A 12,494-nucleotide genomic window follows, 5' to 3' on the forward strand; every position below is an offset into this window, starting at 1 on the left:
CTTTATCATTTAAAATCAATGAACATGAAAACTAAAGATTTGGTATTGGTATCCGGAGCAAACGGGCATTTGGGAAACAACTTAGTAAGATTATTAATAAATAAAGGTTTTCGCGTTAGAGCGTCCGTCCGTAATATTAAAAATCTAGATTACTTCAACAATCTGGATTGTGAAGTCGTTCAGGCAGATATTACAGACAAGGAATCATTTAAAAGAGCATTGCAGGGTGTTGATACTTTCTATGCCGTGGGGGCCGCGTTTAAGCTGTGGGCTAAAGATCCACAGAAAGATATCTACGATGTAAATTTGCAGGGGACCCGCAATACCATAGAAGCAGCTGCAGAAGCTGGTGTTTCGAAAATTGTGTATGTAAGTTCCATAGCTGCTTTGAACTATACACATACGCCAACAAAAGAAAGTAACGGTTACAATCCCGACCGGAGAGATGCCTATTACAACTCTAAAAATGACGGCGAAAAGCTTGCTTTCAAGCTGGCAAAGGAGTTAGGAATTGAATTGGTTTCCGTTATGCCTGGAGCAATGATAGGCAGCGAATCCTTACTTCCGCTTAATGTATCCTATGCAGTATTGAGGTTAATCTTAAACAAGAAGATTCCCATGGACACCCATATTGCACTCAATTGGGTCGATGTTAAAGATGTCGCCGAAGGTTGTTATCTGGCTGCAGAGAAAGGTAGGTCTGGAGAGCGGTATATCCTCACTAATGAAAGATGCATGAGTATTACCGAAACGACAAAACTTGCACAAAAGCTCTATCCCGAACTTAACCTGCGTATTCCCGTTTCTGTCCCGAAGTTCATACTATATGGTATTGCCGGATTGATGCAATTTGCAGCAAAGCTAAGTGGAAAACCTCCCTTAATTACAACTAAAGAAATCGCCATGTTCTCTGGATTGCAGCAAGATTTTGATATTTCCAAAGCAAGAAATGAATTAGGATTTAATCCCAAAAGTAGCCAACAGGCAGTTAAAGAAGCATTAGCTTATCTTATGGAACACAAGGAAATGCTTTAGCAATCTTTTATTTTAATCGTGTCCTATGGGATACTTATCCGTCTAAGTCTACAGACATAATAAATACCGAGACATAAATTGGCTATTATAAAGACAGTATCCCTTAAATTAAATAATTATATTTGATTATAATACCAATCACCCACTTTATGAAATTAAAATTACTTCTCACTCTCTTAACAGCTACGTGCTTTTTAAATCAATTGGCAGCACAAGATCTACCCTCTAAAACAGTATGGGAGGGCAAAATAGAAAATATCCGTATATTTCTAAGGATATCGAAAGATAGCTTAACAAATCAGTACGTTGCCGTTTTTGATAGCCCAGATCAAGGTGCTATGGGATTGAAGGTTTCTGAGTTAAAGGTCACAAATGACAGTGTAACTGCTTTTTCAGCTCAAATAGGCGGAGGTTTCTATGGTGCATTTAAATCAGGTAGAACTGAATTGGTTGGCGAGTGGAAGCAAGGAGGCGCACTACCATTGGTTTTAAAAAGAGTTGAAAAGGAATTTGAGATTAAGCGGCCACAGATGCCCAAGGCTCCTTTCCCTTACAAGGAAGAAAAAGTTATTTACTACAATACCGATAAATCAATTCAATACGGTGCTACTCTGACTTTACCTGATACGAATAAGCAAGTACCCGCTGTAATTTTAATTACAGGATCTGGGCAGCAAGATCGCGATGAAACTTTGTTTGGACATAAACCTTTTTGGGTCATTGCTGATTATCTGAGTAGAAATGGTATTGCTGTATTACGTGTTGATGATCGCGGTGTTGGAGAAACGACAGGTGAGGTGATGAATGCGACATCATTGGATTTTGCGGGAGACGTGCTGGTCGGTATGGAATTCTTGAAGGCACATCAGGGGATTGATAGCAAAAAAATAGGCCTTATAGGACATAGCGAAGGTGGTATTATTGGCCCTATGGCAGCTGTGCAGTCTAAGGATGTAGCCTTTATCGTTAGTTTGGCAGGAGTAGGTATTAAAGGCCGGGAATTAATGGCGATGCAGTTAAAGAGTAATTATGAACAGCTCGGATTAAATACGGAAGAGGTTAGTAGATTTGATAGTCTGTTGAATATGTTATTTGATCTTTCTGCGACTTATTCAGACAATGAGGAACTCAAGCCAATATTTGCAAAGAAAATGAAAGCATGGCTCAATAGCCAGCCTGAGCCATTCCTGGCTAAGCTTGGTTATACAGGACCGCAGGCTTATAATAATATTGATGAATTTGCAGCAAGATTCTTTCTGCCCTGGATGCGCTCTTTTTTGAAATATGATCCAGCAACCACTTTAACAAAAATTAAGATACCTGTCTTAGCTTTGAACGGAGAAAAAGATGTGCAGGTATCGGCTCAGGAAAACCTTTCTGGTTTTAAAACGTTGCTTACGAAAGCAGGAAATAAAAATTTTAAAGTGATTGCGATGCCCGGGTTGAATCACCTGTTTCAGCATGCAAAAACAGGTCTACTGAGTGAATATGTTACTATTGAAGAAACGATTTCTCCTGAGGTGTTAAATATCATGAAGAATTGGATAAAGAGTTTGTAAGTAGGTTGTTATAGACAACTGATCAGTTTCTTATGGAAAAATACAAAAGGAATGACTAAAAGCCCCCTTTTATTGTCGCAAATACACCCTGATCGCGTAACTGGTATACGTTAATTTTGATTAATCATTGACCAAATTGAAAAGACATGAGAAAGATTCGAATTTTTGAACATATTTCGCTTGATGGTGTGATTGAACATGACGGCGATTATGAATATGGGGCGTGGACGACTGCATATCGAAGTCCAGCTGGTGCAGCACTTCTTTTTGAAGCATATGGACCAAATTTTGACCTTCTCCTTGGACGTACTACCTATGACATATTCAACGAATTTTGGCCCAATGCTGGAGATTTTCCAATGGCCAATGCGATCAATGTGGCTACTAAATATATTGCAACACACAGCCCAAAGAGTTTAAGCTGGGGTCCGGTGGAAGGCTTGGGCACGGATGTGTTACAGACAATTACAGCACTTAAGGCAACAGCTGGACCTGATCTGATTATTGTCGGAAGCTCCACGTTAACATCAACATTGTTAGATTCCGGACTTGTAGATGAGGTTGTATTGATAACCTATCCTGTTTTGCTTGGTCACGGTAAACGATTGTTAGGAGACGGTATAACCGCGCGAGAACTTGCATTCGTAAGCTCTAAAGCAACTCCTACAGGACTGCTTATCAACACTTACAAGCACATAGGTCCTCTGAAAAAGTAGTTTATAACTTTAAATTATGAATTTGGACATAAATCAATAGAAAGAACAGAAAATAATATACAAAAAAGATGTTTACAGTAGAACAGATCGAGGAGACGCATAGCAAAGTCAAATCAGGAACAGATTTTCCTAACTATATTCAAGAAATAAAAAAGTTAGGTGTAATAGCATTCGAAACTTGGGTACGAGATAGTCACACCGAATATTTCGGTGAAAATGAATTTAAGACCGTTTCAAAACCCTCGTATGCGAACTTAGAAATTAAAGCAGTCTGTGATCCATTAAAATTTAGGGATTACTTAAAGATGCACCAAAAAGGGGAGACTGATTACTTCACTTTTTGCAAACATTGTGCGGAGACCGGTGTGGAAAAATGGACTGTTTCACTGCATTCCATGACATGCACGTATTATGACATGGCCGATAATGAAATTTTAACGGAAAAAATACCGGAGTAGGTGTATGTGATGATAATGTGAGATAGAGGAATATCATTGTTCATCTCTAAGGTATGTTATTGACTAGTGAAAATCCTCTGGAAAAACAATAAGCTTATTAATTAAGGAGGTCGTCGGTTAGCTAAAAATTAAAGTTACATGTTAAAAAATATCAGGTTACATATAGTCGCAATTTCCGTATTATTCCCCCATTAAAGTTTCAAAAGGCATAGTATTTGCTTATCGAATTCCATAAAATTAATCCATATGAAAAAGACCATTTTACTTTTTGTATTGTTATGTACTGCTTTTTTTTCGCGAGCAGATCAACTTCAGGCTTTAACACAGAAGCAAGCAGAAGCGGCAGTCGTCTACCTTAAAAAAGAACCAATCGTGATTTTATGGTGCAGTTGCTGTGATAATGAAACACCTAAAAAAGTTACTGTTAATGAAGTTTTTTATAAAAAAGATAGCGATGGAAAATACTATTCTGTCATATTAAAAGGAAGGGATGAAAGTGGAAAGGAAGTGGAAGAATATTTAGATCTGGCCTATGTGTTCGTAAAAAAAGGTAGAAAAGCACAAAGTTTAGGTAAGGTTTTAAAATTTGAGTGTGATCCTTGTACTAAGCCATTTGAATGGTCAATGTAAAATATAGAAGAATAGCCTGCAAAAAGCTAGGGTATTTTCAAAGCTGATTTACATTCAAACCAAAATGCCGTTATTTTAAAATAACGGCATTTATATTTTAGATGAATTTCTAAAGATCAACTTCAAGAATTGGAGAGTGCCTAAGCTCTTTGTCTTTTCAAAATCCAGTTGGAAACAATATATTGGGCTAAAATATAGCTGATAACTGGGATAGTATTCATCTTATATTCTTTCTAATATTGATGGATAAGATGAATAAAATTATTAAGCATGAAAACTATAGCTTTTAGTATCCTATTTATGTTGACTTCAATCACAGCTTGTACACAAGAAAAAAAGGACAATTCTCCTGATGTTCTTTTAAAAAAGAAGACCATAAATAGTGTTCCTTTTTTAACGAAGCAAAATGATTTTATCTATGTAGATAAAACAAATTTGAAAGCTGTCACAAATCAAAAATTCCGTACGGCCTCCCTATTGACACCGACAGGTTTTGCAATTGTTGAAAATGACAAGAATGAATATGCGGCCATAGACGAAAATGGAAAAATAGTTTTGGATTTTTCAGCCAGCGAAATCAACTTAAACGTTATAAATGGTTTAACTTTTTACAAAAGAGACCTGGAATATGTCAAGAAGATGCCGATCTGGAAATGGGAATGGAATATTCTGGGAGGTGGAATCCAAAAAGAAAAAAACTACCACAACATTGAAATAGGAGTAGTAGAAACTAAGCAAATTTTACTTCATAAGGATGTTCCATATTTGGACGACAGTTACTATTTAAATTTTATCCCAGTAGATGAAAACCACATCTTTTGGAATGGTACCCTGTATGAAATCAAAAAAAATCGCTTGAATAAAATTGAACATAATATCACTGAATTGCTTGAAAATAAACGCTTTATTAAAGCTTCTAATGCAGGTTTTTCCCTTTATAAACTGAACCATAAAAAACCAATTCACAACGGATTGGAAGGTGTCGAAACACTTTCAATGCAATTTGAGAAAGAAACAATCGTGCTCAATGAAATTAATAAAGAACGTTATACACCTGAAGTTCCTAAACTACTATTAGATAGCGAAACCAATGCTGTTTATCCATTTCCACAATATGAAAAGGTATTTCCAAAGGAAATCACAAAGGCAACAGCTAAACAGATCGATTTCATAAGAAAAACTACACTAGTGTATTCAATAACTAATTCACCTTATTTTCTATTGGGTGTTTTTAATTATGATCATGCTATTTGGGCGTTCGATTGGCTGTATATTGATACCAAAGGAACTGTCGTTGATACCATTGATACGTATAATTTTAAGGTCATGGATCAAGTAGGAAATTTGGTCTGGCCCGATAGAAAAATGATTTTACCAAATAGATACATGGATAAAAATTGGAAATTTGGGAAAATAAATTCATACGAAGGCATGGGTGATTTATATATTATCCCGATTGAAGACGAAAAACAATTTCGCACTAAAGGCTTGTGGAATCGGCACGAACATATCTGGGAGATAAAGCCCGAATATCATGAAATATCGGTTTTGGATACTGAAAATCAGATCTATGCGCTTCAAAAAGAACAGGATGGATTGTATGCACTTTACGATAATAAAAATAAACAAAATATTGGATCAAAAGCCTATCAATCCATTAATTCGGATGGACTGGTCACGGTTAAATTGAATGCAGAGCAAACTATTTATTACTATATTGACATTTGTTCTGGAAAAGAATACAAAGAAAATTAATAATAAACTCCAAATACGATATTTATGATTTTCAGAATGCTGTTACCGCTTGTTGCTTGTGTTTTAAGTTTATCCTCTTTTGCGCAGATACGTACAGGAGTATATTTTCCTTCCGATCAAAAATTCAATGAAATAATTGAAGATCTTGGAAATCCATTGCCCGGAAATCCGGTAATGGTTGTTCAATCATTTGTTCCCAACCGCGGAAGTTATGTTTGGTTTTTAAACGAAAGCAAAGCTGCACAGGACGCTTATCTTAACGATAACCCCAAGGATCTGCACGCAGGAATTTTTCTGGAAGATCATGGCGGATTAATTTCAAAAATTACCTTTAAAGATTTTGCTGTAGGATTGGCACAACCGATCTATCTCATTAACTACTGTGAAGTGGGAGATGCAAATAAGGATGGTTTTCCTGAGTTTTACCTTACTTATTTTCAAGAATCAGATGGTTTAGATGCTAAACCGTTGAAAGTTATCGTTTACACAAATGGGGGCGGAAAAACATTCTTAAAATCAAAGATTACCGGTTGGATTCCTTTTCAGGAAGAAGATCAGTATCGGGAAGAAAAGGATGCAAATTTTAAGTTATTACCCAAAGAGATAAGACGGAACGCTGAAAAAATACTGCAAGATGCGAAAAGTCAACTGAATTAACATACCTATGAAATTACCCAATCACTGGCAGAGCTTTATTAAAATATTTCAGAAGAAATTTAATTCTGAAATCGTGTCTGATAGCATACGTGTTTTTCAAGATGAGGAAGCTATTAAAGAACGCTTTACAACCCATCAGTTTGAGACGTATTTGCCCTATTATATTCCTGTGGCCGATGATTCTGGAGGGCAAGTGGCTGTAATTTCTAGAAATGACGAGGACAAAAAGGTATATCTTTCTTCTTACGGCACCTTGGAAGAAAAATATTTTAAAATATTAGATCGAGATTTACTGCATTGGATGCAACGAAAATTTCCTTTTGATAACGAAGATAAACAGGAAAACGAATTAACTGCGGAACAGCAGGCATCTTTTGAAAGTGAAAATAAGCACCTCTTAGAGCAAGTTGGTCAGTTTCCTTCCTTATTAAATTTTTGGAATCAAACGTATTCGATTGAAAATCTCTGTCTCCCGGAAAACTTTCCAGTAGTAGATCAACTGCTGGCATTCCAAGATGGATACGCTTTTAATACGGTTGCATCCAAAAGCTTGATTGGCGAAAAGGAAGGAGATTTTAAGGAAAGCTGGCTAGTCATTGCCAGTAATTATTTTGCAGACCCTTTTTTTATCGATTTTAACGATTCAGAAGAAAATTTTCCCGTTTATTTTGCCTTTCATGGTGCAGGAAAATGGAAACCGATTAAAGTGGCGGATAGCATTGATATTTTTCAAAATATTTTACGATCCATTTTTGAGCTACGGTATGATAAAAATGGCCTACTTTCATTATTAACAGAATTGAGTATTTCAGGCAATGAATTTTGGGATGAAGTTTATCAAAATGTGCTGGAGATGCCAGAGATGGCAGAAGATGAGCAAAATGAAATGATCAGCGAATCGGATTGGCAGGAGGCTGAGGTGTATATCACAGATATCGGTCCAAATAAAATGAAAATAGTCTCCTTATTAAAAGCGAAGTACCGATTGTCGGGTGCTGAAGCGCTGAAAATGAGTAAGGAAGCGCGAATATTGTATCACAAAGGTCCTAAAAAATGGATACACAGCAGCGTTCAAGAATTAGAGAATTTAGGTGCTCAGGTAGCAATCGTTATACTGTGATCATTAAAGTGGATGTATAAATAGGTTGTTGGAAAAAAAGTAAAAACTCTAAAAACTACCAGTATCGGGGATATTTTCAAACGGTATCTTTTGTTATCTTTAATTCAAAGATTTATTAGAAATAAGACCGTGAGATATTTGGCAGTTTTAACTTCATTTTTAGCGTTATTTGGCTGTAAAACAAATGTTCAGAAATTACAGATTTCTACTATTTACACCGAACCAAAGCGGGTATTAAAAGAAATTCCAGAAACTGGTGCAATACAAACTTATGTGAGCCGTAAGGAAGTTACAGAACGCTTAGTTCCTCTTATTTACATGCTCTATAAAGATGCTGAAACGCTTAAATTTCGGATGCAGGGCAACATCAGTTCCAGTGGCCATGCTGTTCATCAGCTTAGAAAAATTCGTTTTGAAAGAGGAGAACAAAAGGGGAATACCATCACATTGCGGTATTACGTAGAGATTAAAAAATATCCAGGCAAGCAAAGCGCTGATGTAAAGGGATATAATTATACCAAAGATGAAATTTATAAAATACCTAATGATGTTAAATTAATAAATATCCAATTGTATGAAGACCGCATCGATGGTATAGCAGCTACCAATCCAAAACTTATAGCTGAGCAGACCTTTAATTTCTTTGCAAAAATTTAAACATCTGAAAACGAAACGATGAACGCATTAAGTAAAGACCTACATTTTATTACGAAGGATTCTGATCATGAAACTTTAAATAAAAGATTTCAGACACGATATTCGAACCTGCCGGATGATTATCTTGCTTTTTTAAAAACATACTCCTTGCTCACGAACCACTCCGATACAACATGGTTTAACAGCATTACAGATTTTAATGAGACAAATGATGAGAATGATTTCAAATGGAATGAATTTGAAATTCTGTCCTTAGACGCTTTTGATGGAGATGTTGAAAATCAACAAGTGGTAAAGAATTTTTGGAATCAACATGTACCTATTATTCTATCTGTTAAAAAAGGTTATGCCTATTTTGCTCTTCATGTTTCAGAAGAAAATTTTGGGAAAATCTATTATGGTCAAGAACCTGAGTTTGAAGAAACAGAACTTGTGTCGGACAGTTTTAGTGCTTTCATTGAAGCGATCCAAAAAAGATCATTAAAGAAAGAATACCTGGATTTGTTCTAAAGATCGTGAAAAGGTCAAACAAATTTTGGCAATGATTGTACTTGAAAGAGTTTGTTTATTAAAAAAAAATAAAGCGACAATGAAAAAAACTGCTGCCTTTACTTTTTTTAGCCTCTTGCTGACAATAACGATTCTAAGTTGTGCAGATGCTGAAAGAAAGAAAAACAACTTCCCTAACGAACTTAAAAATACCAACTGGATCATTCAGGAAGGAGGGCTTGTCACGATAGATGGTGATACAACCTTTCGCTTATCAAAAAGAATAGATACGGCACTTATTTTCAATTTTTACGCAGTAGACTTTCTCGATCAAGAAAGATTTACAAGTTATGATAGTTGGGAATGTGGCAATGATTGTTTCACACAAATATTTGGAAGATATTATTTCACCAAAGCAGATCAAATTGAAATGCAGGTTGATAGCATTGCCCGATCTGGAACATGTGAAGCCCCAACCCAGGTTTTCACCATATCAAAAGTCATGTCCTTTAATATGGTGAAAAAAGGTGATCAACTGCAGCTGATCAGAAAATAGCAGTTATATATTTTTAACTAAAATAGATTCGGCTTCAACTGAATTTTTATGTAAGCTGTCTTTTGGTTTTTACCCTTCGCCGGCGCTGAATTTGTCGGGAATACTTCAGCATAAAAAGTGTCGTTATCCGCCCAAAAAGCTTTTTTATGATCTGCAATTTTGAAGTTCGTAAAATTAATATACAGCAGGTTTTCTTGATCAGAAACTTGCTCCGCGTATTTGTTAATGGTAAAATCACTTCCTACGTCATTGTTTGAATTGACATAAGAAATCCAATTTTTACCTGGAATAATCTGTGGATAACCACCGGTAAACGTTCTAAAATTAACTTCAGGTTTTATCGTATAAAACGAGTAGTACATATCGTATACTTCAGGCGATTCTTCTTTGAAAATCTCTAAATTTAGTGTAGGAGACTGCCCGATATATTCATTGGATAACATGCCGTCTTCTGTATGGACATTCTCATGCTGCACAATCGTGGTTTCTTTTCCATTTTCCGTATACACCCAGTTGCCATCTTTCAGTTTTACTTTCGGATTTTTCACTAAGACTTCATCGATTCGATTTTTAGAAGCTATTTTAAATTCTTGTGCAGAAACCTCTGCTATCGTACCGAATTTACGGAATGATTTATTTTTAAAATCTTGAGTTTTCTTCAATAAGCTGCTTCTGATCTCATAAAGATCTTTACCTTCTAAGGTCAAATCAAATGAGGCTGTGAATTCTGACTTCAGAACAAAAGCTTCAATGCTATTCGAAATGTTATTATCAATGCTAAAGTGGATCGCGTAAAAATCATCAAACTCCTCAAATCCGTAATAATTATCGAGTTTATTTTTAGCTACTTTTAGGTGATCAGCATTTTTGCTTGGAGCCATAAAAAAATGAACAGAATCTAGTATGGTAAATAATTGAAAGGGTACATCCTGTATATTATCTACACCTTTTATCTTTTTGAAATCGGTTAATGTAATGATTTTCTTCGTAACTTCAGTGGTCTCTTTACTAGTTTCAGTTGCTTTAGGAGACGGATTACATCCCACAAAAGTAACAACTAGGGTGGATATGACGAATGGATATAATGTTTTCATTTTTTGTGTCTTTTAGCAAAGATATTACTATTCAAATTGGCTTAATATGGCCGAAAGCAGGGATTTATTGAAGGGCATATTTTAGACAATTTTAAAAAAGATAAATGAAAGACTTTAAAATTATTCAATACACATGAAAAATGTAATCATCAACTTCTCTTTTGCGATGGCTCTACTCGCTTCTTGCTCACCAGTTGCCGAAAAGAAAGGGGATAAATCTACTGATATAGTTCCAAAAGTAGATACAGCCGCTGCGCCTGTTCCTCGAAAAAATACGGTAACTAAAGTGGATCTCCCGACTGATCTTTCAACCTTAATCCCTATTGATGTATTGGATAGCACAAGTACAAATGTGTATGTGAAATACGGTATAGAATTCTCCGGGAACTGTTATTCATGCGATTTAGCTAGTTTATCCATTACAAAGAATAAAATGATATGGACCAATGTCTGTGATGAAAAAGACACTTTTGAAATTGATGATTTCGTTGCTTCTATCGAAGGAAATAAAACAACTTTAAAAACATCAGAACGCACGTATATTTTAACAAAAATAGATAAAGCACCTGTTTATGAGCTGGTATTAGAAGGCCAGAACTTAGAATTAAAAAATAAAAGAATAGCCAAGTATTTCACAATCAAAAAAGCTTTACCACTTTTTAAAGAACATGATTGTGGCGATTTTGGAGGATAATTAATGATTACTGTTCAACTTCTATTCGAACATAAAATTGAATATGTCGAGCATAGAGATTGTAATTTCATTCCAAAGAAGAGAAAAGAACGAAAAACATAATTTGAGAATTAGATTTTTTTTAGTGCTGATCTCGAAGAGGTGCCAGGGGCGTCTGCGTTTATAAGCAAAAGTTATCAATCGAATATATTTTAAACCCGTTTGGTCGTTCCAAACGGGTTTTTTATATGATCCTTTTTTCCTTTTGGTTTTAAATCATTTTCCTCTGAATTAACTAAAAATGAAATATTATATGCTACAGTCTTTAAAATTCAGCATATGTTTATTATGGGCTTTATCATGAATTGAAAGGCAAATAAAAAAATAATGCTCCTTTTTTATGAAGGATTAAAAATTAAATAAAAAACTATCCAGCACTTGTAGTGATATAGGATTTTGTTATCTTGTCCGCAACAACTATAAACTAAGGACCCATTATCTTATTCATATCATGTACACGGAGAATCTCTATTCTTTAGAAGAATTATATCTTTTGGTGAAAAGATCTGACGTGGATGCTTATAATGTATTGTATGAAAGAACTTGGAAAGGTTTATATCAGCACGCTTTTTCAAGGTTAAATGATGAATTGATCAGTAAAGAGATTGTGCAGGATGTATATATTGATTTATGGGTTAAGCGTCATGAAAAAGAAATTCAACAGGTAAGTAACTATCTGTATACAGCTATACGGTACAAGATTATTGATCAGTTTAGGAAATCGACTAAAAAGCTAGAAAGTCTAGAAACGATTGTTGAGTACATGGCAAGTGTGGATCAGGCAGATCATAATTTTAGAGAAGAGGAACTTCAAGTTCATCTAAATTACTGGATTGATAAACTGCCGAAGAAAAGAAGAGAAATTTTTAAACTCAAATATTTTGATGACTTGAACAATAAGGAGATTGGCGAAATATTAAATGTTTCTCCAAAAACTGTTCAAAACCAATTATTAACAGCCTCCAAATGGTTGAAAAACCAGTTGAAGGAAATATTATTTTTATTTTTTTAATTTTTTGGGAGTTTTGCTATAAA

Annotated in this window: 14 protein-coding genes; 13 read left to right on the top strand and 1 reads right to left on the bottom strand. The window is 35.1% G+C overall.

All coding sequences use genetic code 11. The annotated features are described in order from the left end of the window. The first annotated feature begins 24 nt into the window (after positions 1 to 24). From HCX49_RS01520 to HCX49_RS01570, 11 genes are all read left to right on the top strand, one after another. On the top strand, positions 25 to 1,035 hold the full coding sequence (locus tag HCX49_RS01520) for an NAD-dependent epimerase/dehydratase family protein (protein ID WP_168125908.1): 1,011 nt from the start codon (positions 25 to 27) through the stop codon (positions 1,033 to 1,035). Positions 1,036 to 1,184: 149 nt separating this feature from the next. Continuing rightward, positions 1,185 to 2,594 carry an alpha/beta hydrolase family protein gene (locus HCX49_RS01525; RefSeq protein WP_168125909.1) on the top strand — a complete coding sequence of 470 codons (1,410 nt, stop codon included), beginning with the start codon at positions 1,185 to 1,187 and terminating at the stop codon, positions 2,592 to 2,594. Between the two features lie 146 nt (positions 2,595 to 2,740). Then, positions 2,741 to 3,310: a dihydrofolate reductase family protein gene (locus tag HCX49_RS01530; protein ID WP_168125910.1), complete on the top strand. Its 570-nt coding sequence runs from the start codon at positions 2,741 to 2,743 to the stop codon at positions 3,308 to 3,310. A 68-nt stretch (positions 3,311 to 3,378) separates the two neighbouring features. Then, a complete protein-coding gene (locus tag HCX49_RS01535) occupies positions 3,379 to 3,768 on the top strand; it encodes a DUF1398 domain-containing protein (protein ID WP_168125911.1) in 390 nt (129 codons plus the stop codon). Between the two features lie 246 nt (positions 3,769 to 4,014). After that, positions 4,015 to 4,398 carry a hypothetical protein gene (locus HCX49_RS01540; RefSeq protein ID WP_132771139.1) on the top strand — a complete coding sequence of 128 codons (384 nt, stop codon included), beginning with the start codon at positions 4,015 to 4,017 and terminating at the stop codon, positions 4,396 to 4,398. A gap of 270 nt (positions 4,399 to 4,668) precedes the next feature. Further along, a complete protein-coding gene (locus HCX49_RS01545) occupies positions 4,669 to 6,153 on the top strand; it encodes a hypothetical protein (protein ID WP_168125912.1) in 1,485 nt (494 codons plus the stop codon). Between the two features lie 24 nt (positions 6,154 to 6,177). Further along, on the top strand, positions 6,178 to 6,810 hold the full coding sequence (locus HCX49_RS01550) for a hypothetical protein (RefSeq protein WP_168125913.1): 633 nt from the start codon (positions 6,178 to 6,180) through the stop codon (positions 6,808 to 6,810). 7 nt (positions 6,811 to 6,817) lie between these two features. Continuing rightward, positions 6,818 to 7,930: an SMI1/KNR4 family protein gene (locus tag HCX49_RS01555; protein ID WP_168125914.1), complete on the top strand. Its 1,113-nt coding sequence runs from the start codon at positions 6,818 to 6,820 to the stop codon at positions 7,928 to 7,930. Between the two features lie 129 nt (positions 7,931 to 8,059). Further along, the gene (locus HCX49_RS01560; RefSeq protein ID WP_021190208.1) at positions 8,060 to 8,587 is read left to right on the top strand and encodes a hypothetical protein; all 528 of its coding nucleotides are present in this window, start codon (positions 8,060 to 8,062) and stop codon (positions 8,585 to 8,587) included. 18 nt (positions 8,588 to 8,605) lie between these two features. Then, positions 8,606 to 9,097 carry an SMI1/KNR4 family protein gene (locus HCX49_RS01565; RefSeq protein ID WP_168125915.1) on the top strand — a complete coding sequence of 164 codons (492 nt, stop codon included), beginning with the start codon at positions 8,606 to 8,608 and terminating at the stop codon, positions 9,095 to 9,097. 79 nt (positions 9,098 to 9,176) lie between these two features. Continuing rightward, entirely contained in the window at positions 9,177 to 9,632 is a 456-nt protein-coding gene (locus tag HCX49_RS01570; RefSeq protein WP_237682699.1) for a hypothetical protein, read from the top strand. Between the two features lie 17 nt (positions 9,633 to 9,649). On the opposite strand, the gene HCX49_RS01575 is transcribed toward HCX49_RS01570, so the two are convergent. Then, a complete protein-coding gene (locus HCX49_RS01575) occupies positions 9,650 to 10,726 on the bottom strand; it encodes a hypothetical protein (RefSeq protein WP_021190205.1) in 1,077 nt (358 codons plus the stop codon). Between the two features lie 133 nt (positions 10,727 to 10,859). Here HCX49_RS01575 and HCX49_RS01580 point away from each other — a divergent pair, with 133 nt between their 5' ends. Both HCX49_RS01580 and HCX49_RS01585 read left to right on the top strand, forming a co-directional pair. After that, positions 10,860 to 11,420 (top strand): hypothetical protein, encoded by a 561-nt coding sequence (locus HCX49_RS01580; RefSeq protein WP_021190204.1) that lies wholly within the window; start codon positions 10,860 to 10,862, stop codon positions 11,418 to 11,420. Positions 11,421 to 11,910: 490 nt separating this feature from the next. Continuing rightward, complete coding sequence (locus HCX49_RS01585) at positions 11,911 to 12,471, top strand: RNA polymerase sigma factor (RefSeq protein WP_021190203.1); 561 nt, start codon at positions 11,911 to 11,913, stop codon at positions 12,469 to 12,471. The last annotated feature ends 23 nt before the right edge of the window (positions 12,472 to 12,494 follow it).

Source organism: Sphingobacterium sp. B16(2022), from assembly GCF_012030425.1.
Classification (GTDB): Bacteria; Bacteroidota; Bacteroidia; order Sphingobacteriales; family Sphingobacteriaceae; genus Sphingobacterium; species Sphingobacterium anhuiense.

What these genes read in the sequence shown, in the direction of transcription:
- HCX49_RS01520 (WP_168125908.1), top strand. Translation starts at nt 25, where the DNA reads ATGAAAACTAAAGATTTGGTATTGGTATCCGGAGCAAACGGGCATTTG.
- HCX49_RS01525 (WP_168125909.1), top strand. Translation starts at nt 1,185, where the DNA reads ATGAAATTAAAATTACTTCTCACTCTCTTAACAGCTACGTGCTTTTTA.
- HCX49_RS01530 (WP_168125910.1), top strand. Translation starts at nt 2,741, where the DNA reads ATGAGAAAGATTCGAATTTTTGAACATATTTCGCTTGATGGTGTGATT.
- HCX49_RS01535 (WP_168125911.1), top strand. Translation starts at nt 3,379, where the DNA reads ATGTTTACAGTAGAACAGATCGAGGAGACGCATAGCAAAGTCAAATCA.
- HCX49_RS01540 (WP_132771139.1), top strand. Translation starts at nt 4,015, where the DNA reads ATGAAAAAGACCATTTTACTTTTTGTATTGTTATGTACTGCTTTTTTT.
- HCX49_RS01545 (WP_168125912.1), top strand. Translation starts at nt 4,669, where the DNA reads ATGAAAACTATAGCTTTTAGTATCCTATTTATGTTGACTTCAATCACA.
- HCX49_RS01550 (WP_168125913.1), top strand. Translation starts at nt 6,178, where the DNA reads ATGATTTTCAGAATGCTGTTACCGCTTGTTGCTTGTGTTTTAAGTTTA.
- HCX49_RS01555 (WP_168125914.1), top strand. Translation starts at nt 6,818, where the DNA reads ATGAAATTACCCAATCACTGGCAGAGCTTTATTAAAATATTTCAGAAG.
- HCX49_RS01565 (WP_168125915.1), top strand. Translation starts at nt 8,606, where the DNA reads ATGAACGCATTAAGTAAAGACCTACATTTTATTACGAAGGATTCTGAT.
- HCX49_RS01570 (WP_237682699.1), top strand. Translation starts at nt 9,177, where the DNA reads ATGAAAAAAACTGCTGCCTTTACTTTTTTTAGCCTCTTGCTGACAATA.
- HCX49_RS01575 (WP_021190205.1), bottom strand. Translation starts at nt 10,726, where the DNA reads ATGAAAACATTATATCCATTCGTCATATCCACCCTAGTTGTTACTTTT.
- HCX49_RS01580 (WP_021190204.1), top strand. Translation starts at nt 10,860, where the DNA reads ATGAAAAATGTAATCATCAACTTCTCTTTTGCGATGGCTCTACTCGCT.
- HCX49_RS01585 (WP_021190203.1), top strand. Translation starts at nt 11,911, where the DNA reads ATGTACACGGAGAATCTCTATTCTTTAGAAGAATTATATCTTTTGGTG.